The 24,527-nt window shown below is 52.5% G+C and carries 21 protein-coding genes; 14 read left to right on the forward strand and 7 right to left on the reverse strand.

The annotated features are described in order from the left end of the window. Positions 1–34 precede the first annotated feature (34 nt). Positions 35–1,084, forward strand: a complete 1,050-nt coding sequence (sohB, locus tag B1H58_RS16810; RefSeq protein WP_085071602.1) for a protease SohB — start codon at positions 35–37, stop codon at positions 1,082–1,084. Positions 1,085–1,111: 27 nt separating this feature from the next. On the opposite strand, the gene B1H58_RS16815 is transcribed toward sohB, so the two are convergent. Continuing rightward, positions 1,112–1,363: a DUF2498 family protein gene (locus B1H58_RS16815; protein WP_085071603.1), complete on the reverse strand. Its 252-nt coding sequence runs from the start codon at positions 1,361–1,363 to the stop codon at positions 1,112–1,114. A gap of 404 nt (positions 1,364–1,767) precedes the next feature. Between B1H58_RS16815 and topA the strand changes: the two genes are divergently transcribed. The 5 genes from topA to acnA all read left to right on the forward strand — a co-directional run bounded on the left by topA (position 1,768) and on the right by acnA (position 9,628). Continuing rightward, positions 1,768–4,356 carry a type I DNA topoisomerase gene (gene topA / locus B1H58_RS16820; protein ID WP_085071604.1) on the forward strand — a complete coding sequence of 863 codons (2,589 nt, stop codon included), beginning with the start codon at positions 1,768–1,770 and terminating at the stop codon, positions 4,354–4,356. A 277-nt stretch (positions 4,357–4,633) separates the two neighbouring features. Continuing rightward, a complete protein-coding gene (gene cysB, locus B1H58_RS16825; protein ID WP_085071605.1) occupies positions 4,634–5,608 on the forward strand; it encodes an HTH-type transcriptional regulator CysB in 975 nt (324 codons plus the stop codon). Positions 5,609–6,111: 503 nt separating this feature from the next. Beyond that, complete coding sequence (locus B1H58_RS16830; protein WP_418304129.1) at positions 6,112–6,267, forward strand: YmiA family putative membrane protein; 156 nt, start codon at positions 6,112–6,114, stop codon at positions 6,265–6,267. Positions 6,268–6,269: 2 nt separating this feature from the next. Beyond that, positions 6,270–6,434 carry a hypothetical protein gene (locus B1H58_RS20725; RefSeq protein ID WP_157130202.1) on the forward strand — a complete coding sequence of 55 codons (165 nt, stop codon included), beginning with the start codon at positions 6,270–6,272 and terminating at the stop codon, positions 6,432–6,434. A gap of 518 nt (positions 6,435–6,952) precedes the next feature. Then, positions 6,953–9,628: an aconitate hydratase AcnA gene (gene acnA, locus B1H58_RS16835; RefSeq protein WP_085071607.1), complete on the forward strand. Its 2,676-nt coding sequence runs from the start codon at positions 6,953–6,955 to the stop codon at positions 9,626–9,628. Positions 9,629–9,686: 58 nt separating this feature from the next. Here acnA and ribA read toward each other — a convergent pair whose 3' ends face one another. Next, the gene (gene ribA / locus B1H58_RS16840) at positions 9,687–10,280 is read right to left on the reverse strand and encodes a GTP cyclohydrolase II (protein ID WP_085071608.1); all 594 of its coding nucleotides are present in this window, start codon (positions 10,278–10,280) and stop codon (positions 9,687–9,689) included. A gap of 232 nt (positions 10,281–10,512) precedes the next feature. Here ribA and pgpB point away from each other — a divergent pair, with 232 nt between their 5' ends. From pgpB to yciH, 5 genes are all read left to right on the forward strand, one after another. After that, entirely contained in the window at positions 10,513–11,283 is a 771-nt protein-coding gene (gene pgpB / locus B1H58_RS16845; protein WP_085071609.1) for a phosphatidylglycerophosphatase B, read from the forward strand. Positions 11,284–11,426: 143 nt separating this feature from the next. Further along, entirely contained in the window at positions 11,427–11,732 is a 306-nt protein-coding gene (locus B1H58_RS16850; protein ID WP_085071610.1) for a LapA family protein, read from the forward strand. 6 nt (positions 11,733–11,738) lie between these two features. Then, positions 11,739–12,908, forward strand: coding sequence for a lipopolysaccharide assembly protein LapB (lapB, locus tag B1H58_RS16855; RefSeq protein WP_085071611.1), 1,170 nt, complete (start codon positions 11,739–11,741; stop codon positions 12,906–12,908). Positions 12,909–13,142: 234 nt separating this feature from the next. Beyond that, positions 13,143–13,865: an orotidine-5'-phosphate decarboxylase gene (pyrF, locus tag B1H58_RS16860; protein WP_085071612.1), complete on the forward strand. Its 723-nt coding sequence runs from the start codon at positions 13,143–13,145 to the stop codon at positions 13,863–13,865. Beyond that, the gene (gene yciH, locus B1H58_RS16865) at positions 13,862–14,185 is read left to right on the forward strand and encodes a stress response translation initiation inhibitor YciH (RefSeq protein WP_085071613.1); all 324 of its coding nucleotides are present in this window, start codon (positions 13,862–13,864) and stop codon (positions 14,183–14,185) included. Before pyrF ends, yciH begins: the two co-directional genes overlap by 4 nt. Positions 14,186–14,266: 81 nt before the next feature. On the opposite strand, the gene osmB is transcribed toward yciH, so the two are convergent. Further along, complete coding sequence (gene osmB / locus B1H58_RS16870) at positions 14,267–14,482, reverse strand: osmotically-inducible lipoprotein OsmB (RefSeq protein ID WP_085071614.1); 216 nt, start codon at positions 14,480–14,482, stop codon at positions 14,267–14,269. 396 nt (positions 14,483–14,878) lie between these two features. On the opposite strand from osmB, the gene araD reads away from it, so the two are divergent. The 3 genes from araD (at position 14,879) to B1H58_RS16885 (ending at position 17,739) form a co-directional block, all read left to right on the forward strand. Then, entirely contained in the window at positions 14,879–15,580 is a 702-nt protein-coding gene (araD, locus tag B1H58_RS16875; RefSeq protein WP_085071615.1) for an L-ribulose-5-phosphate 4-epimerase, read from the forward strand. 167 nt (positions 15,581–15,747) lie between these two features. Beyond that, on the forward strand, positions 15,748–16,731 hold the full coding sequence (gene kdgT, locus B1H58_RS16880; protein ID WP_085071616.1) for a 2-keto-3-deoxygluconate transporter: 984 nt from the start codon (positions 15,748–15,750) through the stop codon (positions 16,729–16,731). Positions 16,732–16,872: 141 nt separating this feature from the next. Continuing rightward, on the forward strand, positions 16,873–17,739 hold the full coding sequence (locus tag B1H58_RS16885) for a crotonase/enoyl-CoA hydratase family protein (RefSeq protein WP_085071617.1): 867 nt from the start codon (positions 16,873–16,875) through the stop codon (positions 17,737–17,739). A 6-nt stretch (positions 17,740–17,745) separates the two neighbouring features. Here the strand turns inward: B1H58_RS16885 and pdeR are convergent, their stop codons facing one another. From pdeR to B1H58_RS16905, 4 genes are all read right to left on the reverse strand, one after another. Beyond that, on the reverse strand, positions 17,746–19,731 hold the full coding sequence (gene pdeR, locus B1H58_RS16890) for a cyclic di-GMP phosphodiesterase (protein WP_085071618.1): 1,986 nt from the start codon (positions 19,729–19,731) through the stop codon (positions 17,746–17,748). Between the two features lie 222 nt (positions 19,732–19,953). Further along, positions 19,954–20,247: a YbdD/YjiX family protein gene (locus B1H58_RS16895; protein ID WP_085071619.1), complete on the reverse strand. Its 294-nt coding sequence runs from the start codon at positions 20,245–20,247 to the stop codon at positions 19,954–19,956. Beyond that, complete coding sequence (locus B1H58_RS16900; RefSeq protein ID WP_085071620.1) at positions 20,240–22,306, reverse strand: carbon starvation CstA family protein; 2,067 nt, start codon at positions 22,304–22,306, stop codon at positions 20,240–20,242. The genes B1H58_RS16895 and B1H58_RS16900 overlap by 8 nt, the downstream gene beginning before the upstream one ends. A 202-nt stretch (positions 22,307–22,508) precedes the next feature. Next, a complete protein-coding gene (locus B1H58_RS16905; protein ID WP_085071621.1) occupies positions 22,509–24,440 on the reverse strand; it encodes an exoribonuclease II in 1,932 nt (643 codons plus the stop codon). Positions 24,441–24,527 lie beyond the last annotated feature (87 nt).

The raw sequence follows: 24,527 nt of genomic DNA on the forward strand, positions 1-24,527 counted from the left end.
TGGTTTCAAAAGGACATCAACAAAGGCGGATCGAATGGATTTACTGTTCTCCTATGCACTATTTTTAGCAAAAATCGTTACCGTTGTGGTTGCTGTGGCAGCGATTGCCCTGATACTGGTTAACGTTACGCAACGTAAGCGCGGGCAAAGCGGGCAGCTGCAGGTCACTCAGCTTAACGAGCGCTACCGTGAAATGAAAAAAGCGATGCTGCTGGCGTTACTGCCGCCGCAGGAGCAAAAGCTGCGTCAGAAAGCGGAAAAGAAAAAGCAGAAGCAGGAAGCGAAAACGGCTAAGCAGCGGGCGAAGCAGGGACTGCCCGACGCAGAGCATAAACCTGTGCTGTATGTTCTGGACTTCAGGGGCAGCATGGATGCCGGTGAGGTCACCTCGCTGCGGGAAGAGATTTCTGCAGTGCTGGCGGTGGCGCGTGAGCAGGATGAAGTGCTGCTGCGGCTGGAAAGCCCGGGGGGTGTGGTGCATGGCTACGGGCTGGCGGCTTCGCAGTTGCAGCGCCTGCGGGAAAAAAATATTCGCTTAACGGTAGCGGTAGATAAAGTCGCTGCCAGCGGCGGCTATATGATGGCCTGCGTCGCCGATCGCATTATTGCCGCACCTTTTGCCATTATTGGATCGATTGGCGTGGTGGCACAGGTGCCAAACTTCAATCGTTTGCTGAAGCGCAACAATATTGATGTGGAACTGCACACCGCCGGAGAATATAAGCGTACGCTGACCTTATTTGGCGAAAATACCGAGCAGGGACGTAATAAGTTTCGCGAAGATCTCAATGAAACGCATCTGCTGTTTAAACAGTTTGTTCAGCAAATGCGCCCGGTATTAGATATCGATCGGGTGGCGACCGGTGAACATTGGTATGGCAGTCAGGCGCTGGAAAAACAGCTGATTGATGGGCTGGGAACCAGCGACGATCTTATTATCGAACGCATGGAGCATTTCAGCGTAGTCAGCGTGCGTTACATACGCCGTAAAAAGCTGATGGATCGCTTTACGCAAAGCGCCGCCGACAGTGCCGCTCATCAGCTGCTGAAACTGTGGCAGCGTGGCGACAAGCCGCTGCTGTAACGCCCTCACGCCCGGCTGGACCGGGCGTTAATCGGCCAGATGGTATTTCTCTGAAAGTCCCACCGTCAGCGCTTTGAATATGTTAAATACCGCCGTGCTTTTAGCGGTGGGCAGCCCGTTTTCATCCAAAAAATAGTCGCCGCGAAAAATCAACAGCTGACCATTTTGTTCCACTTCGGTGGCTTCGATACCGGCAAAATAATCGTCATGTTCACGGATCAGCGCATTGGCTTTTTCGAGTATTTCTCTGCGAGATAGTGCGACCGTTTTTGCGTTCATTATTTAACCCCATTTTGACAGATTATAATTCTCTTCTATATTACTGGCCTGACGTCGCTATCCGCAAATTAAGTATGGTTATTCTGGCGGCGGGAAAAATCGCCAAAAGTGGCGTAAAACCAGGCGAGATGCTAATTAAGTTGCGTATCCGATTTTATCAGGTACAGTGTGGGCGTTTCAGTGTCCGGGCGTAAAAATGGCTTTACGCAGGTAGCAATGAGCGTCGGGTTCCGGCTAAAATCGCCTGCTAATCAGTACCATAAGCTGTCGTATATTAGGTTGCTTGCTTCAAATCAGGCCAGGTTGAATTCTTTCTGATTCGCTCATATAGGTTGACACGCTGACTGGCAACGCTGGAAAACGCCATCATTACATTCGGACGTATTCATCAGGTAAAGGTAAATATGGGTAAAGCTCTCGTAATAGTCGAGTCCCCGGCAAAGGCCAAAACGATTAATAAATATCTCGGTAAAGACTACGTGGTTAAGTCCAGCGTGGGTCATATACGTGATTTGCCGACTAGTGGCTCGACGGTGAAAAAGAGCGCTGACGCTAAGCCAGCCAAAAAAGCGAAGAAAGACGAAAAGACGGCGCTGGTTAACCGTATGGGCGTCGATCCGTGGCACGGCTGGAAAGCTGACTATCAAATTTTGCCCGGTAAAGAAAAAGTTGTTGCTGAACTGAAAGCGCTGGCGCAGGAAGCCGATCATATCTATCTCGCAACCGACCTTGACCGCGAAGGGGAAGCCATCGCCTGGCACCTGCGGGAAGTGATCGGCGGCGACGACAAACGCTTCAGTCGCGTGGTGTTTAACGAAATCACCAAAAATGCGATTCGTCAGGCTTTTGATAAGCCAGGCGAGCTCAATATTGAGCGCGTGAATGCTCAACAGGCCCGCCGTTTTATGGATCGCGTGGTGGGTTACATGGTTTCCCCGCTGCTGTGGAAAAAGATCGCCCGTGGGTTGTCCGCTGGTCGTGTTCAGTCCGTTGCCGTACGGCTGGTGGTGGAACGCGAGCGTGAAATCAAAGCATTCGTACCGGAAGAATATTGGGAGTTAAGCGCTGATCTCACTACGCCGAAGGGCAGTGACTTGCCGATGCAGGTGACTCATCAGGGTGAGAAACCATTCCGACCGGTTAATAAAGAACAGACGCAGGCGGCGGTTAGCCTGCTGGAAAAAGCGCGTTTTCGCGTAGAAGATCGCGAAGACCGGCCAACCAGTAGCAAGCCGGGCGCGCCTTTTATTACCTCTACGCTGCAACAGGCAGCCAGCACCCGCCTGGGCTTTGGCGTTAAAAGAACCATGGCGCTGGCGCAGCGTTTGTACGAAGCGGGCCATATTACCTATATGCGTACCGACTCTACTAACCTGAGCCAGGATGCCGTTGCGATGGCACGCGGCTATATCGAATCAAATTTTGGCGATAAATATCTGCCGAAAACGGCCAACGCCTACGCCAGCAAAGAGAACTCTCAGGAAGCGCACGAAGCGATACGCCCCTCTGACGTGTCCATTCAGGCCGAACAGCTGAAGGATATGGAAGCGGATGCCCAGAAGCTTTATCAGCTTATCTGGCGCCAGTTTGTTGCCTGCCAGATGGTGCCGGCGCAGTATGATTCCACCACGCTGACGGTAGCGGCTGGCGATTTTAAACTGAAAGCCAAAGGGCGCATCCTGCGCTTTGACGGCTGGACAAAAGTGATGCCTGCGCTGCGCAAAGGCGATGAAGATCGCATTCTGCCAGCCATTGAGATTGGCGATGAGCTGAGCCTGCAGCAGCTGAATCCAAGCCAGCACTTTACTAAGCCGCCAGCGCGCTTCAGCGAAGCCTCGCTGGTACGTGAGCTGGAAAAACGCGGTATCGGTCGTCCTTCTACCTATGCATCGATTATTTCGACCATTCAGGACCGTGGCTACGTACGCGTGGAAAGCCGCCGCTTCTATGCGGAAAAAATGGGTGAAATTGTTACCGATCGGCTGGAAGAGAATTTCCGCGATCTGATGAGCTATGATTTTACCGCGCATATGGAAGATAACCTTGATCAGGTCGCCAACGCTCAGGCCGAATGGAAAGCGGTACTGGATCATTTCTTCGCTGATTTCAGCAAACAGCTGGACCAGGCGGAAAAAGATCCGGAAGAGGGCGGCATGCAGCCCAACCCGATGGTGTTGACGTCCATCGACTGCCCGACCTGTGGTCGTGAAATGGGTATTCGTACCGCCAGCACCGGCGTCTTCCTTGGCTGTTCCGGCTATGCTTTACCGCCGAAAGAGCGCTGTAAGCAAACCATTAACCTGATCCCGGAAAATGAAGTTCTGAATATTCTGGAAGGGGATGATGCGGAAACCAACGCGCTGCGTGCGCGTCGTCGCTGTCAGAAGTGCGGTACCGCGATGGATAGCTACCTGATTGATAATCATCGCAAGCTGCACGTATGTGGTAATAACCCCAGCTGCGATGGTTATGAGATTGAACAGGGCGAGTTCCGTATCAAGGGCTATGACGGGCCGATTGTTGAGTGCGAAAAGTGTGGTTCCGAAATGCACCTGAAAATGGGGCGCTTTGGTAAATACATGGCCTGCACCAATGACGAGTGTAAGAACACCCGTAAAATTCTGCGTAATGGCGAAGTTGCGCCGCCAAAAGAAGATCCGGTGCCGCTACCGGAACTGCCCTGTGAGAAATCGGACGCCTATTTTGTGCTGCGCGACGGTGCGGCAGGCGTGTTCCTGGCAGCCAATACTTTCCCGAAATCACGTGAAACCCGTGCGCCGCTGGTGGAAGAACTGCAACGCTTCCGCGATCGGTTACCGGAAAAGCTGCGTTATCTTGCCGATGCGCCCGCTACGGATGATAAAGGAAACAAAACGCTGGTACGCTTTAGCCGTAAAACCAGGCAGCAGTATGTCAGCTCCGAAAAAGAGGGCAAAGCCACCGGCTGGTCAGCTTTTTACGTTGACGGCGCATGGCGCGTAACAGAAAAATAAGCCGCATTTTTTTTACTGTTACTCAGCGCTAATAGAAAAGAAACGCGAAGCTACAGTTAAATTTGTGCTACCGCCTCAGGGCCAGTCTTTGACTGGCCTTTTCTTTTTGTTTTGCTTATAGCTAAAAGCTATACATCAAACACAAAAATGTTATAGTTGTTATAGCAGTAATTCTGATATTTCCTGTCGCAATAACTCGCCCGCCAGGCGCCTTTTCCTGAGAATTTTCCCGGGTCGCGCGCGGGTTTAGTGCGTACTTTATCCGGGATAAACAACTATGAAATTGCAACAGCTGCGTTACATCGTGGAAGTAGTTAATCATAATCTGAATGTCTCATCGACTGCGGAAGGGCTTTATACCTCGCAGCCAGGTATCAGTAAGCAGGTGCGTATGCTGGAGGATGAGCTGGGCATTCAGATATTTGCGCGCAGCGGTAAACATCTGACCCAGGTCACGCCTGCTGGCGAAGAGATTATCCGCATTGCGCGTGAAGTACTCTCTAAGGTCGACGCCATCAAATCAGTGGCCGGTGAACACACCTGGCCCGATAAAGGCTCGCTGTATGTCGCCACCACGCATACGCAGGCGCGCTATGCGCTTCCTGGCGTAATCAAAGGCTTTATCGAGCGTTACCCGCGCGTTTCGCTGCATATGCATCAGGGGTCGCCAACCCAGATTGCCGAAGCGGTATCCAAAGGGAACGCGGATTTCGCTATCGCTACTGAAGCACTGCATCTGTATGACGATCTTATCATGCTGCCTTGCTACCACTGGAATCGCGCCATTGTGGTCACGCCCGATCATCCGCTGGCGGGAAAAAGCGATGTCACCATTGAAGAGCTGGCGGAATATCCGCTGGTAACCTACACCTTTGGCTTTACCGGTCGCTCAGAACTGGATACGGCGTTCAATCGTGCCGGCCTGACGCCGCGTATTGTCTTTACGGCTACCGATGCAGATGTGATTAAAACCTATGTGCGGCTTGGGCTGGGCGTGGGTGTTATCGCCAGTATGGCGGTTGACCCGGTAGCCGATCCCGATCTGGTTCGTATTGAAGCCGCAGATATTTTCACAAACAGCACCACCAAAATTGGGTTTCGTCGCAGTACCTTCCTGCGTAGCTATATGTATGATTTCATTCAACGTTTTGCGCCGCATTTGACGCGAGACGTGGTTGATACAGCAGTGGCGCTACGCTCAAATGAAGATATTGAAGCCATGTTTAAAGATATCCGCCTGCCTTTTAAATAGAATAACCTTATTAATTAGATGGAATTGAGGCCGCTGCTGCGGCCTTTTGTCTTTAATACCAGCTAATTGCACAAATTTTGGAATCTTTAGGATCATTTTTCTGTAAATGAAACATTCATCACATGTTTTTCAATTGTTATTAATTAAATGAGAAACAGTACACATTTTCATGCGGGGAATTTTGTGCACCGCCAGGACAATTCTCATACTCAAGTTAAATCAAACGCGTAACAGCAGCCAGTAGGGGATTCAGAAAAGTTTTCTCAAGTATTAACTGGATCGTTAAATTATTTTCTTACTGCAATTTGAGTTAAAGGAAGATTAAAAAAGGGGGGTGAAGTTAAGCTTTGCTAATACGAAATTTAATGAACGATAAATTGTACTTATCGTTTAACTCAACAAAAATAGCTGGATTTTTGGTCTTAAAATGTTTAGGATTTCTCCTAAAAGCTAATTGAAGTTACCAATCGTTTTAATGAGAGTGATTATCAAAAACTATGGCTATGAGAATTTCAATACAACCTGGCGTACAGGGTAATGCCACTAAGGTGGCAAAAAGTGGCAGCAGCATCCGTCGCAAAGCCTGGTTGGCAGTATTTGCAGCGTGTGGCCTGTTCTGGACTGTTGTTGCCTTAATGGTTTGGCAAATCTGGAGTTAATTATGTGGGAACAAGCATTGCCGCTTAAAACGCAGCCGGTTCGCAAATTAAAAACCGCCAGCTGTAAATCCAAAGTACAGGATAAAGCGACGATTCCGGAATCATGGAATCTCAATGACGCGCAGCGCAGTTTTATTGAATTGATGCTAGATAACAACAATAAATAAACCATAACTATTCGTATTTATCTAAAATAATAAAATAATTATTCATTTCGACCTTTCTGTTGATCGGCAAACCGATCGGGGCACTGTACTTCGCCCGATAAAATTAACCAATTACAGCATTCGGTAGAATCTATTAATGTTTTTAAATAGATTCCGTGTTCAGTGACTTATTGGTCGGAAATCGACCTGAGAGGGTGCCTAATGAATATTACCTTTTTTCCGTTGTTTAGCGCTTCCGTCTATTCTTTATTAGTCTGGATGGCCGCTGCCTGGCTTTTAATGCAATAAGTTATTTCTCTCTCTGGCTTTCCGTCTAAACGCCCCGTCTGTTTACTGCGGGGCGTTTTGCTTTTCTTTTCCCACTGTACGTTTCCATTTTCCGCCTTGCTGTTTCCTGTTTTTTCCTGTCAATGTGTCGATTCGTGTTGTTATAAAAACGTTAATCACAGTTTGTACTATGTTTAACACAGACCTTGTTAAGCATCGGGTTATTAAGCGCATTATAAAAAGGAGGAGCTATGTCGTTATCCCTGCGCGATAAAAGTCAGGACACGCTGGATGTAGATGGGCAACGCTACCATTTTTATAGTCTTCCACGTGCCGCTCAGCAGCTGGGCGATCTCTCCCGTTTACCCAAATCACTGAAAGTATTATTGGAAAACCTGCTACGCTGGCAGGATGAGAGTTCCGTTACCGCTGATGATATTCAGGCGCTTGCCGACTGGCAAAAAAGCGCCCATGCCGATCGTGAAATCGCTTATCGCCCTGCACGTGTACTGATGCAGGATTTTACCGGCGTCCCCGCTGTGGTTGATTTGGCGGCCATGCGCGAAGCGGTTAAGCGTCTGGGTGGCGATGTAGCGAAAGTAAATCCGCTTTCGCCAGTTGATCTGGTTATCGACCACTCCGTGACCGTTGACCGCTTCGGGGATGATAATGCCTTTGAAGAAAATGTCCGACTGGAAATGGAGCGTAACCACGAGCGCTACGTCTTTCTGCGCTGGGGGCAAAAGGCTTTCGATAAATTCCGCGTTGTGCCGCCCGGCACCGGCATTTGTCATCAGGTTAACCTGGAATATTTAGGCCAGGCTGTGTGGCATGAAGAGCAGGATGGCAAGCGTGTCGCTTATCCCGATACCTTAGTCGGCACCGATTCTCATACCACCATGATCAACGGCCTTGGCGTGTTAGGGTGGGGCGTTGGCGGTATTGAGGCGGAAGCGGCGATGTTGGGTCAGCCGGTATCGATGCTAATCCCGGACGTAGTGGGATTTAAGCTGACGGGAAAATTACGTGCAGGCATTACCGCCACTGACCTGGTGCTGACCGTAACGCAAATGCTGCGTAAACATGGTGTTGTCGGCAAGTTTGTAGAGTTTTATGGCGACGGGCTGGATGATTTGCCGCTGGCGGATCGCGCCACCATCGCTAATATGGCACCCGAGTATGGCGCTACCTGTGGTTTTTTCCCTATTGATCATGTCACCATCGGCTATATGAAACTTACCGGCCGCAGCAGCGAACAGGCTGCTTTGGTAGAAGCCTATGCTAAGGCGCAGGGATTATGGCGCGAACCGGGTGAGGAGCCGATCTTTACCAGTACCCTGGCCCTGGACATGAATGAAGTGGAAGCCAGCCTTGCTGGTCCAAAGCGTCCGCAGGATCGCGTTTCCCTGGGCGACGTGCCGCAGGCTTTCCAGCAAAGTTACGAGCTGGAAGTGAATCGTGCGCAAAAAGCCCATCATGCGGTTACTTACCGTGACGGTGAGCAGGAATATGATTTAACCGACGGCGCAGTGGCTATCGCTGCCATTACCTCCTGTACCAATACCTCCAACCCAAGCGTGTTGATGGCTGCCGGCCTGCTGGCAAAAAAAGCGGTCTCGCTCGGTCTGCAGCGCAAGCCCTGGGTGAAAGCCTCTCTGGCGCCCGGTTCCAAAGTGGTATCCGATTATCTGGCTACCGCGCGTTTGACCCCTTATCTCGATAAGCTTGGCTTTAATCTGGTGGGCTACGGCTGCGCTACCTGTATTGGTAACTCAGGACCGCTGCCGGAGAATATTGAAAGCGCAATCAAACAGGGCGATTTGACGGTCGGTGCCGTGCTTTCGGGCAACCGTAACTTTGAAGGCCGAATTCATCCGCTGATCAAAACCAACTGGCTGGCTTCACCGCCGCTGGTTGTTGCCTATGCGCTGGCGGGTAATATGAATATCAACCTTCAGAGCGAGCCGCTGGGAGAGGATAAAACCGGCAAGCCGGTATATTTGCGTGATATCTGGCCAACGCCTGATGAAATCACCGCGGCGGTACAGCAGGTTTCCAGCGATATGTTCCTGAAGGAATATTCCGAAGTTTTTGATGGCACGCCGGAATGGCAGCAGATCAAAGTCAGTGAGGCAGCCACCTACGACTGGGATGAAGGCTCAACCTACATCCGCCTGTCGCCTTTCTTTGATGATATGGAAAAAACGCCGAAGCCGGTGCAGGACATTAAAGGCGCGCGCATTCTGGCAATGCTGGGCGACTCGGTGACAACCGACCACATCTCTCCGGCAGGCAGCATCAAGGCGGAAAGTCCCGCGGGTCGCTATTTGCTTGAGCGAGGCGTGGAGCGTGGTGACTTTAACTCTTATGGCTCACGGCGTGGTAACCATGAGGTTATGATGCGCGGTACATTTGCCAATATTCGTATTCGCAATGAAATGGTGCCGGGAGTGGAAGGCGGGATCACGCGTGTAGTGCCGAATGGCGAGCAGATGTCGATTTATGACGCTGCGATGGTTTATCAGCAGCAGGGCGTGCCGCTGGCGGTGATTGCAGGTAAAGAGTATGGCTCCGGCTCCAGCCGCGACTGGGCAGCGAAAGGACCGCGTCTGCTTGGCGTTCGGGTGGTTATCTGTGAATCCTTTGAACGTATTCACCGTTCCAACCTGATCGGTATGGGCATTTTACCGCTGGAGTTTCCGCAGGGCGTAACACGAAAAACGTTAAACCTGAGTGGTGAAGAGCTGATTGATATTGAAAATCTGCGTGACTTACAGCCCGGCGGTACGGTGAAAGTGACCATTACGCGCCCGGACGGCAGCAGGGAAGAGCTGGATACGCGCTGCCGTATCGATACCGGCAATGAACTGACCTATTACCAGAACGACGGCATATTGCATTATGTGATTCGTAATATGCTGAATTAACCAGACGCCGGGCATTCATCGATACACACATGATGTGACGGAATGCCCGGCGGACTTATCAGGATTTGGGCAGCAGATGGCCCATTTTCTCTGCTTTAGTGTCCAGATAGTGCGCATTTTTGGGATTACGCCCCACAATCAACGGCACCCGCTCAACAATATTGATCCCGGCTTCGCTCAGAATCTCCACCTTGCGTGGATTGTTGGTTAATAACCGCACTTCATCAATGCCCAGAAGCTTAAACATATCGGCGCACAGGGTAAAATCACGCTCATCGGCGGCAAATCCCAGCTGGTGATTCGCTTCAACGGTATCGTAGCCTTTATCCTGCAGCGCATAAGCGCGGATCTTATTCAACAGGCCAATATTACGGCCTTCCTGACGATGATAAAGCAGAACGCCACGGCCTTCTTCAGCAATGGCGTTCAGGGCAGCTTCCAGCTGGAAACCGCAGTCGCAGCGCAGGCTGAACAGCGCATCGCCGGTCAGGCATTCAGAATGCACACGCGCCAGTACGGCTTCATTGTTATTAACATCACCAAATACCAGCGCGACGTGGTCGTGGCCGGTAGCCAATTCTTCGAATCCCACCATGAGGAAATCGCCCCAGGGCGTGGGCAGTTTAGCTTCTGCCACCCGTTTAAGCTGCATGTGACTCTCCAGAACCATATTAGGTTGCGCTATCATCAAGGTAGCGCCTGTTGGTCAGGCTGACCGAAAACATGGCGTCTATTTTGCCATAACCCGTCTGCGTACGGGTAATACGTCACGACGATTAATGTGATAACGCACGATTATCTAAGTATTCATGGTTATGTTCTTCATTTGTAAGCTATTATTAAAGGCTATTCGCTTGAATATTTATTAACGACAAGGAAGCAGCATGCTGGAAATAGCAAAACGCACGGCCTTTGGCGCTCTGTTACTGTCGATAATGCCGCTATTGATGTGGCTTTCCCACTGGCAGTGGCAGCCAGGCGCCAGCGGATTAGGTTTACGTTTGCTGTTCTGGATGACGGAAACCGTGACGCGGCCATGGGGGATCCTCACCAGCGCGATACTGTGCGCCTGGTTTTTATGGTGTCTGCGCTTTCGTTTAAAACCCGCGCTGTTTCTGCTGGTGATTATGATCGCCGCGATTCTGGCCGGGCAATATACGAAATCTTTTATTAAGGCGCGGGTACAGGAGCCACGTCCCTATGTGGTGTGGCTGGAAAAAACGCATGGCATTCCCGGCGATGAGTTTTATCAGTTGGATCGCCAGGCGCGCGGCCAGATGGTGACGCGTTTAGTGGCGAATGATAACCATATTCCGCAGTGGCTGAAGCGTCACTGGGCATTTGAAACAGGGTTTGCCTTTCCGTCGGGGCATACCATGTTTGCTGCCAGCTGGGCGCTGCTGGGCGTGGGGCTGCTTTGGCCGCGCCGCCACCGCAAGACCGTGACAATCCTGATGATTTGGGCCGTTGCCGTTATGGGAAGTCGGGTGCTGTTGGGGATGCACTGGCCGCGCGATCTGCTGGTCGCTACCTGGATTAGCTGGCTGCTGGTGACACTGGCTTGCTGGCTGGCGCAGCGCCTGTGTGGCCCGTTGACCATTCCCCCTGATGAGCATCAGGAGATTGCCCGGCGCGAGCAGGATAAAGAATCATGATTGCAATGCGCCTTTTCGGCCCCATAACCTCAGTAAGAAAACAGATTTTTGCTGAGATAGCGAGTAAAGCCACTATCTCAGCAAGCATCCTTATAACATTTTTGGCATAATCCTTTGGCTTACACCGAATTACAGGACGAAATGTGAAATATTTACTGATCTTTTTACTGGTTCTGGTGATATTCATCATCTCCGTGACGCTTGGCGCGCATAATGACCAGGTTGTCTCATTCAACTTTTTGATTGCCCAGGGCGAATACCGTATCTCTACCTTACTGGCCTCGCTGTTCGGTGCAGGGTTTGTACTGGGCTGGGCAATCTGTGGTCTTTTCTGGCTGCGGGTGCGCGTGTCACTGGCGAATGCACAGCGTAAACTCAAGCGTCTGCAGCAGCAAACCGTTCAGACCGACAACGTGACTCCGTCACATCCGCCTGTGGTCAAGGAATAACTCCCGATGTTGGAACTGCTGTTTCTGTTACTGCCCGTGGCCGCTGCCTATGGCTGGTACATGGGGCGCAGAAGTGCGCAGCAGGATAAGCAGCAAGAGGCTAATCGTCTGTCACGCGATTATGTGACCGGCGTAAACTTTCTGCTGTCAAACCAGCAGGATAAAGCGGTCGATCTTTTCCTCGATATGCTGAAAGAGGACAGCGGCACGGTGGAAGCGCACCTGACGCTGGGCAATCTTTTCCGCTCGCGCGGTGAAGTGGATCGCGCGATACGCATCCATCAGTCCCTGATGGAGAGCGCCTCCCTGAGCTACGAACAACGTCTGCTGGCGGTACAGCAGCTGGGCCGCGACTATATGGCGGCAGGGCTGTATGACCGGGCTGAAGAGATGTTCGAACAGCTCACTGACGAAACCGATTTTCGTCTCAGCGCGCTCCAGCAGCTGCTGGTTATCTATCAGGCCACCAGCGAATGGCAAAAAGCGATAGACGTTGCTGAAAGGCTGGTTAAGCTCGGTAAAAGTCATCATCAGATAGAAATTGCGCACTTCTACTGCGAGCTGGCATTACTGGCGATGGGCAGCGACGACCTTGACCGGGCGCTTAGCCTGCTGAAAAAAGGGGAGGCGGCCGACCGTCAGAGCGCGCGCGTTTCCATCATGATGGGGCGTATTTTTATGGCGAAGGGTGATTACGCCCGAGCCGCGGGTCATCTGCAACGCGTGATTGAACAGGATAAAGAGCTGGTCAGCGAAACGCTCGATATGCTGGAGAGCTGTTATCAACAGTTGGGGCAGCCGCACGCCTGGGCTGATTATCTGCGCCGCTGCGTGGAAGAAAACACCGGCGCGCTGGCTGAGCTTTATCTGGCAGATATTCTGGAGCGCGAAGAGGGTGCAGATGTGGCGCAGGTTTATATTAACCGCCAGCTGCAGCGGCATCCTACCATGCGCGTTTTCCATCGCCTGATGGATTTCCATCTGCATGAGGCGGAAGATGGCCGAGCCAAAGAGAGCCTGATGGTGCTGCGTGATATGGTAGGCGAGCAGATCCGCACCAAGCCACGCTATCGCTGTCAAAAATGTGGCTTTACGGCACACGCGCTCTACTGGCACTGTCCTTCCTGTCGGGCCTGGTCAACGGTTAAACCCATACGCGGGCTGGATGGCCAATAATCAAACCACCATTGCGGTAACCTGTTTTACAGCGGGTTATCTTGCTGTTATTAGTTACAACATACTTAAAGCTCAATAGCAGCAGACTCCCTTTACAGCGCGGATAATTTGCCTGTCAGGTCGATTCTGGCCCTGTTTGCTGCAGCTTAAAGCTGTTTTCCGCCGCCAGTGGCAGGTAGAATGCTTGCCGTTTTCTCCTGCGCCGTGCGGTGCCTCATTGTTGAAGGAATAGACATGTCTCAACCTCAAAACCGTATTGACTCGCCTGTTCTGGTCGCGCTTGATTACGCTGACCGTAACCGTGCGCTGGCCTTCGTGGATGGTATCGATCCTGCCAGCTGCCGTTTAAAAGTGGGCAAAGAGATGTTCACGCTTTTCGGACCTCAGTTTGTCCGCGATCTGCATCAGCGTGGTTTTGAGGTTTTCCTCGATCTGAAATTCCATGATATTCCCAATACCACTGCGCATGCGGTGGCCGCCGCCGCCGATCTGGGGGTGTGGATGGTTAACGTACACGCCAGCGGCGGGGCGCGTATGATGAATGCCGCCCGTGAAGCATTGACCGCTTTTGGTAAGGATGCGCCGCTGCTGATTGCGGTAACGGTGCTGACCAGTATGGAAGCCGCCGATCTGCAGGATCTGGGCATCACGGCAACGCCGGCAGAATATGCCGCGCGCCTGGCGCGTCTGACGCAACAGTGCGGGCTGGATGGCGTGGTCTGTTCGGCACATGAGGCCTCTGCCTTTAAGCAGCAGTTTGGCCAGGAGTTTAAACTGGTTACGCCAGGCATACGTCCTGCCGGCAGCGAGGCGGGCGATCAGAGGCGTATTATGACGCCGCTTCAGGCACAGCAGGCAGGCGTTGACTATATGGTTATTGGACGCCCGATCACCCAGTCAGCCGATCCGGCCGCCACGCTACAGGCTATTCTGATTTCACTGCAGGAGGAAGCATGAGTAAAGATAACCCGCTGGTTTATTCCACTGACAGCGGCCGCATTACTCAGCCGGAAATCAAAGCCCCACGCCCTAAAGGCGACGGTATTGTGCGTATTCAGCGCCAAACCAGCGGACGTAAAGGCAAAGGAGTTTGCATTATCTCCGGCCTGGATCTGGATGATGACGGGCTTAATAAGCTGGCGGCTGAGCTAAAGAAAAAGTGCGGCTGCGGCGGGGCAGCAAAAGAGGGCCTTATTGAGATTCAGGGCGACAAACGCGATGAATTAAAAAGCCTGCTGGAAGCGAAAGGATTTAAGGTCAAACTGGCTGGCGGATGAAAAAAACAAGGCCGTTCAGTGAACGGCCTTGTCGTATGGGTAGATGCGCTGCGTAGCCTTGAATTATAATTATATTAAAGTTTAGTCGATCTGGTGACCAATAATCCCGCCGACAGCCGCGCCGCCGATAGTACCCAGGCCACTGCCGTTAGTCAGAACCGAGCCGCCAATAGCGCCAGCGCCAGCACCGATTGCTGTGTTACGGTCGCGTTTAGACCAGTTGCTGCAGCCGGTTAAAGACAGGGCAACGACAACAGCCAGCACGGTAGCGGAAATGTGTTTTGCATTGTTAGTCATAATTACTTCTCCTTAATTGTTGCTCACAGAGGAAACCCTTTAAGTATAGTCGGGTTGCTCCGCGTCTCAGGTTCGCTGACCGTTTATTTTAGATCGGAACACATCCCTGTTTTGCCGTTGTTGCGGCAGAATCTGGTTGATTTCCAATCGTCTGTTTACGTCAGGAACAGCAATTGTACTTATTAAAAATAAGGGCGCTAATAATCACCCAAGGTTCAATTGCCTTGATTAATTATAGGCACTACCAAAAGTTACAACAGGTTAAAAACTCCTAATTCACTACACAAAACCAGCTTATCAGCCAGATCGCGCTATCTAATCAGCCAGCGCTTCCATACCTTTACCGCGCCAGCCCAATAACAATAGTGCATTTACAAAAGGGTGGATGGAAAGATTATGCTGGAAGAACTCAAAGAGCAGGTACTTGAAGCCAATCTGGCGCTGCCTGAACACAATCTGGTGACCTTTACCTGGGGCAACGTCAGCGCTATCGATCGCGAGCGCGGGTTGCTGGTTATCAAACCCTCCGGCGTGAGTTACGATGCCATGAAGCGCGACGATATGGTGGTTGTGGCGCTGGAAACCGGAGAAATTGTCGAAGGCGATAAGCGTCCCTCATCCGATACCGATACGCATCGGGCACTCTACCTGGCCTGGCCAGATGTTGGCGGCATCGTGCATACGCATTCGCGCCACGCGACCATCTGGGCGCAGGCTGGACGCGATATTCCCGCCTGGGGCACCACACACGCCGACGATTTTTATGGCCCGATTCCCTGTACGCGTATGATGACCGATGAAGAAATTGCGCACCGCTACGAATGGGAAACCGGGCAGGTGATTATCGAAACGCTGCGTGAGCGGGATATCGCTCCGCTGGCCGTTCCTGCTGCGCTGGTTCATTCCCACGGGCCTTTCGCCTGGGGCAAAAGCGCCAAAGATGCGGTTCACAGTGCAGTGGTGCTGGAGGAAGTCGCCTACATGGCGTTGTTCAGTCAACAACTTACCCCAGACTTACCGGCAATGCAGCAGACATTGCTGGATAAACACTGGCTGCGCAAACATGGCGCCAATGCCTATTACGGGCAAAAAGGTTGATGCTCGCGCAAATACAAAATAACCTTTCTATAAAAATGAAACATAGTTTCAGAAATATCGAGAGGATCACTTTTTCCGCTGAATAATCACGGTATGTTGCTGTCCATTGCCCCGATGGGCGTTGCAGGATGGTTCTGACATCTTGCTCAACAAGGGTGGAACGCAACATGCATATCAAAAGAGCTATCGATAAAATACCGGGTGGGATGATGCTGGTGCCCCTGTTCTTAGGGGCGCTTTGCCATACATTTGCGCCTGATTCAGGTAAGTACTTTGGATCTTTTACTAATGGATTGATGAGCGGAACCGTGCCAATTCTGGCCGTCTGGTTCTTCTGTATGGGCGCATCAATAAAATTAAGCGCTACCGGCACCGTGCTGCGTAAGTCGGGCACGCTGGTGATAACGAAAATTGCCGTGGCCTGGGTTGTGGCGGCTATCGCCTCCCGCCTGATACCAGAAAATGGTTTTGAAGTAGGAATGCTGGCCGGATTGTCAACGCTGGCACTGGTAGCGGCAATGGATATGACTAACGGCGGTCTCTACGCTTCTTTAATGCAGCAGTATGGTACTAAAGAAGAGGCGGGCGCCTTTGTACTGATGTCACTGGAATCGGGCCCGTTAATGACGATGGTGATTTTAGGCACTGCCGGGATCGCCTCGTTTGAGCCACATGTTTTTGTCGGTGCCGTGCTGCCATTCCTGGTTGGTTTTGCCTTAGGGAACCTGGATCCTGAACTGCGCGAATTTTTCGGCAAGGCGGTACAGACGCTGATTCCTTTCTTTGCCTTTGCGCTGGGCAACACCATCAATCTGGCGGTTATCGCGCAAACCGGCCTGCTGGGCATCATGCTGGGCGTCGCGGTTATTATCGTTACCGGCATCCCATTGATTATCGCCGATCGTCTGATCGGCGGCGGAGACGGTACGGCCGGGCTGGCTGCCTCCAGTTCGGCAGGCGCGGCGGTAGCCACGCCAGTATTGATTGCTGAGATGGTGCCGCAGTTTAAACCGGTAGCGCCCGCAGCGACGGCGCTGGTCGCCACCTCGGTTATTGTGACCTCTCTGTTAGTGCCAATCATTACTGCGATTTATTCAAAACAGATAAAACGGTATCGCGCAGCCGCAGGACAACGCGCAGCAGTTAAGTAATTTATCGGCTAAAAATCAACCCCGCCACGGCGGGGTTTTTTTTGTATTTTATCTTAAAAATCAGTCGCTCATTCAGTGTTGTCTCACTCTGCATTAGGCTGGTGTTGCGTTTAACGCATCAACTATACCGAGGATGAGACTATGTCATTACTAAACCAACCTACCTGCCGACTATTTACTGAATCTGGACAGACCACTCAGCTGGATGCCTGGTATGAAGAAGAGCGGCGCACGATGTGGATGATGCTACGTGCGGAACCGCGGCCTTCCTTTAATCATGCGCTTATTGAAGAGATCATGAATCTCCGTTATGCCGCTCAACGCTCCGGTTTACCTATTGATTTTTGGGTAACAGGATCGCTGGTTCCGGCGATGTTTAACGCTGGCGGTGACCTGCAGTTTTTTGTGGAGTGCATAAAAAATAACAGACGCGAGGCGCTGCGTGCTTATGCGCGCGCCTGTGTTGATTGCATTCATGCGGCAGCACAGGGATTTGATGTCGGCGCGGTGACTATCGCTATGGTCGAGGGCAGCGCCCTGGGCGGCGGTTTCGAGGCGGCGTTAGCCCATCACTTTTTGCTGGCGCAAAATAATGCGCGTATGGGCTTTCCGGAAATTGCCTTTAACCTGTTTCCCGGCATGGGCGGCTATTCGCTGGTGGCGCGCCGCGCCGGTATGAAACTGGCTGAGGAGCTGATTTGTGAAGGAGAGAGTCATACTGCCGAGTGGTTTGAAACGCGCGGTCTGGTTGATCGCCTGTTTCAGCAGGGGGAGGCCTATCGAGCCACGCGTACCTTTATCGATACGCTGCGCCCCAAGCTCAACGGCGTCAAAGCGATGCTCAAAGCGCGTCAGCGCGTGCTTCAGCTCTCACGCGGAGAGCTGATGGATATCACAGAAGATTGGGTGGATTACGCCTTCACCATTGAGGAAAAAGATCTGGCTTATATGGAGCGCCTGGTTCAGCTGCAAAACCGCCTCAGTTCGCAGCTGCGTAAAGTAAGCTAACAGGATTCAGGGCTTGGCAGGACGCTGAGCAAGCCAATGCTCCAGTTTATCTGCGGGCATTGGCTTCGCATAATAGTAGCCCTGGCGTTCTTCCACCTCGTTATTCAACAGAAACTCTTCTTCCTGTTGGTTTTCAATACCTTCAGCGATTACGCGCAGATTCAGCGCCTTAGCGACGGCAACGATTGCCCGCACCAGTGATTGGCCAATGGGCTGTTTATGCACATCACGAACGAAGCTTTGATCCAGTTTGATGGCATCGATCGGCACGCGCGCCAGCTGCGACAGTGACGAATAACCGGTGCCGAAATCGTCCAGATGCACCTCTGCGCCCAGCTCGCGGAACTTATGCATCAAGGCCAGCGTCTGCTGTTCATTTTCAATCAGACAACTTTCCGTCAGCTCAATATCGATCGGGCTGGAGTTCATGCCGTTAAGCTGCAGAGCCTGTTTCAGATCGTTGTAGATGCTCTGGTCGATCAGCTGACGCGCCGAGACGTTGACCGCCACGCGCAGATAGATCCCCTGACGACGCCAGGTCACAATCTGCTGTAGCACCGTCAGCATCACCCAGCGGCCAAGCGGCACAATCAGGCCAGACTCCTCGGCATAAGAAATAAATTCATTGGGGGGGATCAGGCCGCGCTCCGGTGAAAGCCAGCGCACCAGCGCTTCAGCGCTCGTTACCGCATTGCCTGCGCTGATTTTTGGCTGGTAGTGAACAATCAGCTGCTGCTGCTCCAGCGCCTTACGCAGATTAGTATCCAGCCAGACATATTCAAAGACGCGCTGATTCATCTCAGCGGAAAAAACGCATGCCTGCCCGCGTCCGCACTCTTTGGCGTGATACATCGCCGTATCGGCATTGCGTATCAGGCTTTCACGATCTTCACCATGCTGCGGCGACAGCGCGATGCCCAGCGAACAGCTGGTATACACTTCGATCAGGCCGATGCGGAAAGGCTGACGCAGGCGCGTGAGAATGCGTAACGCCATCGCTTCAAGCGCGGTCTGGGAGCTGTTTTCCGCCAGTACGATAAACTCATCGCCGCCGAGACGACCCAGCGTTTGCTGTGGCTCCAGGCAGGTGAGCACCGCCAGCGCTACCGCCTGTAGCAGCTGATCGCCAAACATATGGCCGTAGGCGTCATTAACCTTTTTAAAATTATCCAGGTCCAGATAAACCACGCCGATCTGCTGCTGTTCGCGTTTTTCCAGCACTTCGCTGATGCGTTGATGGATGGCGTTACGATTAGGCAGGCCGGTAACGGTATCGGTGTTCGCCAGGATACGCAGACGCTCCTGCGCCCGACGTTCTTCAGTGATATCGGTGCCGGAACAGATCAGGAATATTTCGTTTTTGCCGCTGCCGCTGTGAACGAATTTATTGCGAAACAGAAACAGGCGCTGGCCCTTACGTGTTTTTACCCAGCGCTCTACTTCATATGAGCTGCCGTCGCGGAAAAAGCCGGTAATATTGCGGCGAGAGGCCACCGCCTCCTGGCGAGTCATAAACAACTGAAAAACATTACGGCCAATGACTTCCTGCTCTTTCAGGCCGGTGTATTCTTCACTGAGACGGTTAAAGCGCTGAATATTGCCGTTCTGATCAAGGATAACAATCACCGAGTTGGCTTCTGAGACTACCTGCTCTGCAAAAGAAAGTCCCTGGGTCAAATCACGCGCCACGGAGGAGGTATCGCCCCATGCCGATGCGGTGCCAGCCCATTCTCCCTGATTGATTTTGCGTCCGACAAAATGCATCGGCAATTCTTCGCCACGCAAATTTACTACCATGTTTACGCTGGTTGTCACTACCGTCATGGCGCGCAGCAGCTGCGCCTGTGACGCTGTAAGCGGAACAGCCAGGCTCGTTTCCGCCAGTTCTTCCCGGGAAAGTTTTAGGGCATCACTGTCGGAGGTAAGCTGCCAGTAAGGGCTGCGGGTGCCAAACAATGTATAGAGCAATGTTTGACCCTGATCTTCAAGCATACAAACCATCCTGTTAAGCAGATCGCGTGACTATCATAAGTTTAGTAATACTTTATGACTGAATACATAAGCATTATGCATGCAAAAAGCGATTTTTTTCCGTAAAAAATTAACATCTTCCGCGAATGATCGTTAAACAGGCGCCCGGGTATGGGCGCCTGAACGTTTGCTTTGTATGTTGATACTATCAGTCAACGGGAAACCGTAATAGTTGCTGACAGTTTAACAAGGACATTTTCCCATTTTTCCACCTTTAGCCGGGAAACGCGCCTCCAGGCAATACCGGTGAAACTCTTTTTCCGTCATCGGCACGGCGGAAGGATGCCGCTGTCGCATATGGCGCAAATAATTCTGATAATCCTGCACGCCAACCATCAAACGAAAACTTTGCGACAGCCGCAGCCAGAACAGCCGCCAGCCCTGAGGCGGCGGCGCATCTGAGGGAGCCAGCGGACGGCAGCGTTGAATTTTCGCCATTTGACGTAGCGCGGGAGCAGCGCGAAGCAACTCAGACATGACGAACCTCCTTACGCAGCATCGGCTCAGTTTCATGCGTGGTAGGACGCTCGCTTTTCAACGCGCGGCGGATCACGAAAAAGGCGGAAATCAGCATGGTTACCGCAACCAGCATAAAGAAGGCGCACAGGGCGGCGTTGATCTGATTGCTGAGCACAATGGTTTGCATATCCGCCACGCTTTTTGCCGGGGCGATAACGGTGCCGTTATCAATAGCCGTACTGAATTTTTTCGCCTGCGCCAGAAAACCGATGGCAGGTTTTTCATGGAAAATCTTTTGCCAGCCCGCCGTCATCGAGGTAATAAATAGCCAGATGGTTGGCAAAATTGTAACCCAGGCATAGCGCTGCTTTTTCATTTTAAACAGTACCACGGTGCCGAGGATCAGCGCCATTGAGGCCAGCATCTGGTTGCCGATGCCAAACAACGGCCACAGAGTGTTGATACCGCCTAACGGATCGACCACGCCCTGATACACAAAGAAGCCCCAGCCTGCGACCGCGACCGTGGTGCCCGCCATATTGCCCAGCCAGGAGCGGTTATTGGCTAAGCCCGGGATCAGCGTACCTGCCAGGTCCTGCACCATAAAGCGACAGGCGCGCGTCCCGGCATCGACCGCAGTAAGGATAAACAGCGCTTCAAACAGAATGGCGAAGTGATACCAGAACGCCATCATGGCGCGACTGTTAAAGACGTCGGTAATAATATGCGCCATGCCGACAGCAAAAGTTGGCGCGCCGCCAGCCCGCGACAGCACTGAAGTCTCGCCTACGTCACGGGCGATGGTGGTCAGCATTTCTGGCGTTACCACAAACCCCCAGCCGTTAATGACCTGCGAAGCGCTCTCTACCGTGGTGCCGATCAGCGCCGCCGGAGAGTTCATCGCGAAATAGACGCCCGGATCAATCACCGAGGCGCAGATCAGCGCCATGATCGCCACGAATGATTCCATCAGCATTGCGCCGTAGCCGATAAAGCGGATATGACTTTCACGCTCGACCAGCTTCGGCGTAGTACCGCTGGAAACCAGCGCATGGAAGCCGGAAATTGCGCCGCAGGCGATAGTAATAAACAGGAAAGGAAACAGCGCGCCGGAGAAAACCGGGCCGCTGCCGTCAATAAAGCGCGAAATAGCCGGCATTTTCATTTCAGGCATGGCGAACAAAATTCCCACGGCCAGCCCGACAATAACGCCAATTTTCAAAAAAGTTGAGAGGTAGTCACGCGGAGCCAGCAGCAGCCATACCGGCAGTACCGAGGCGATAAAACCATACCCCACCAGCACCCAGGTCAGCGTAGTACCTTTCAGGGTAAAGAAGGGTCCCCAGTAAGGATGCTGCGCAATATCGCCCCCGTAAATAATTGCTGCCATCATCAGCACAAAACCGATAAGCGACACTTCAGCGATTTTGCCCGGGCGCAGAAAGCGCATCCAGATCCCCATCAGCAGGGCGATAGGAATGGTCGCGGCGATGGTAAACAGGCCCCACGGGCTGTCAGCCAGCGCTTTTACCACCACCAGCGCCAGCGCCGACAGGATAATAATCATTACTCCCAGCGCGCCGAGCATGGTAATCACGCCGGCAAACGCGCCCAGTTCCTGACGCGCCATTTCACCCAACGAACGGCCATCGCGTCGCGTAGAGATAAATAGCACCAGGAAATCCTGCACCGCGCCCGCCAGCATCACGCCAACCAGGATCCAGATGGTGCCGGGCAGGAAACCCATTTGCGCTGCCAGGATCGGGCCAACCAACGGACCCGCGCCGGCAATAGCAGCAAAGTGGTGACCGAACAGCACCCATTTATTGGTGGGCACATAGTCAAGACCGTCGTTGTAGCGTTCGGCGGGCGTGATGCGGCTATCATTAAGTTCAAAGATATTTCTGGCGATAAACAGGCTGTAAAAGCGATAGGCAATGCTGTAGCAGGCCACGGCAGCCACCACCAGCCAGACGGCGTTAACCGGCTCGCCGCGGTTAATCGCCAGCATGGCGAAGGCAAACGCACCAATCAACGCCACGGCTAACCAGATCAAACCGGTTTTGACGTTTCTCATGACTAACTCCTTGCTGAATCCAGAGGGAAGGAAAATAGGTAAGCAAGGTAAAAATAATTTAAAGTTTTGTTAGAGAAAGGAAAATTTAAGAGAAGTGTGAGGCGGAAGGCGTTTTAGTTGTGAAAAGCGATCGGTCAGATTATTAATATCAGAGGCAGTTAATAAAACGGGGCGGCATAATACCGCCCCGTTAATGGCACTATCAGGCAGCAGGACGCGCCACGATATTGCGTGTTTCCATGCGAACTTCAGCAATGGTTACTTCAATCACATCGGTAACGCGATAGACCACTTCGCCTTTGATCTGTACCGTGCCGTTTTCCTGGCTGCACACCAGTTCATCACGCACCGCATGGATAAAAGGTGCCGGGATAAAGGCCACGGCGCCGTTATCCAGCAGGCGTACGCGCATACCGCCACGAGAAACATCAATGATTTCTGCGCTGAAGCGGGTATCGGTACCGGCCGCTTTGTTCAGGAAGCGGGCATACAGCCAGTCGCCCACATCGCGTTCCGCCATGCGGTTCAGACGACGACGCTCGCCCATTTTCAGCGTCACGTCATCATTCGGGCGTGAGGCGCTTTCACCACGCACGATCGCTTTCAGCAGACGATGGTTAACCATATCGCCATACTTACGAATCGGGGAGGTCCAGGTGGCATACGCTTCCAGGCCAAGACCAAAGTGTGGGCCTGGCTCGGTGCTGATTTCGGCAAAGGACTGAAAACGACGGATACGACTATCAAGGAACTGAGTTGGCTGCGCATCCAGCTCGCGTCGCAGCTGAATAAATCCTTCCAGCGTCGCCATCGCAGCAGCATCAGCGGTCACGCCGTGATTAGCCAGCACGGCAGCGGCCTGCTCGGCATTAGTAACATCAAAGCCCAGATGCACGTTATAGATGCCAAAGCCAAGCTTATCGCGCAGCACCATGGCCGCACAGATATTAGCGGCGATCATCGCCTCTTCAACAATGCGGTTAGCGATACGGCGCGGTTCGGCAATAATGTCCAGCACTTCGCCTTTCTCGCCCAGCAGGAAGCGGTAATCAGGGCGATCTTTAAACACCAGCGCATGTTGCTGACGCCATTCCACACGGGAGAGGCAAACACGATGCAGTAAACGAATCTGCTGAGCAATCGCTTCGTTGCCAGGCTGCCATTCGCCTTTGTTTTCCAGCCAGTCGGAGACCTCGTCATACACCAGCTTGGCTTTAGATTCGACCCAGGCGGCAAAGAAGACGATGTCAGAGAGCGAGCCGTCCTGGCCAACGGTAACGCGGCAGGCCAGCGCCGGACGACGCTCATTCGGGCGCAGCGAGCAGACATTATCGGAGAGCTCGCGCGGCAGCATCGGGATATTGAAGCCCGGCAGATAGTTAGTAAAAGCGCGCTCGGCGGCGATAGCATCCAGCTTGCTGCCGGCAGGCACATAAGCGGTGGGATCGGCGATGGCGATGGTCAGGCGCAGCGCATTATCCGCCAGCTCTTCAACATACAACGCATCATCCATATCTTCGGTGCTGGCGCTGTCAATCGTCACGAAATTCAGCGCAGTCAAATCTTCACGCTCCAGCTTTTCATCCAGCATGTCGCTGAACGTTTCCGCCGGGGCTTCACGCTCAAGATTGTGGCGTGACAGTGTCACCCACCACGGTGCCAGATGGTCGTCGCCGGTGGTGATAAATTCAGTGAGTTCAGCATAAAAGCCACGGTCGCCTTTCAGCGGATGGCGGCGCATTTCCGCCACGGCCCAGTCACCGGCCTGAAAGTCATGTTGCAGGCTGCGTACCGGACGGCAGGGAATGGCATCTTTAATCAGAGGATGATCGGGAACAATAGAAAGGCGGTCATCTTTTTTCTGCACCCGGCCAACAAAGCGCGTCAGGAACGGCTCAACCAGCGTTTCCGGTTCGGCAATTTCACGATCTTTATCGGTTTGTACCGCAGCGATGACGCGGTCACCGGCCATCACTTTTTTCATCTGCGGCGGCGGAATAAAGTAGCTTTTCTGCGCGTCTACTTCTAAGAAACCGAAACCTTTCTCGGTGCCTTTTACCACCCCTTCCACACGCGGTGTCTGGGCGTGGAGCTTCTCTTTAAGCTGCGCAAGCAGCGGATTATCCTGGAACATAGTTGAATTCAGTTTCGTGGCCTAAGAGCGGCAGACAGTTTTACGCGATTCGCTGGCGCCCGGCAAGGTGTAATAAACGTAAAAAGC

The organism is Pantoea alhagi (assembly GCF_002101395.1).
GTDB classification, from domain to species: domain Bacteria; phylum Pseudomonadota; class Gammaproteobacteria; order Enterobacterales; family Enterobacteriaceae; genus Mixta; species Mixta alhagi.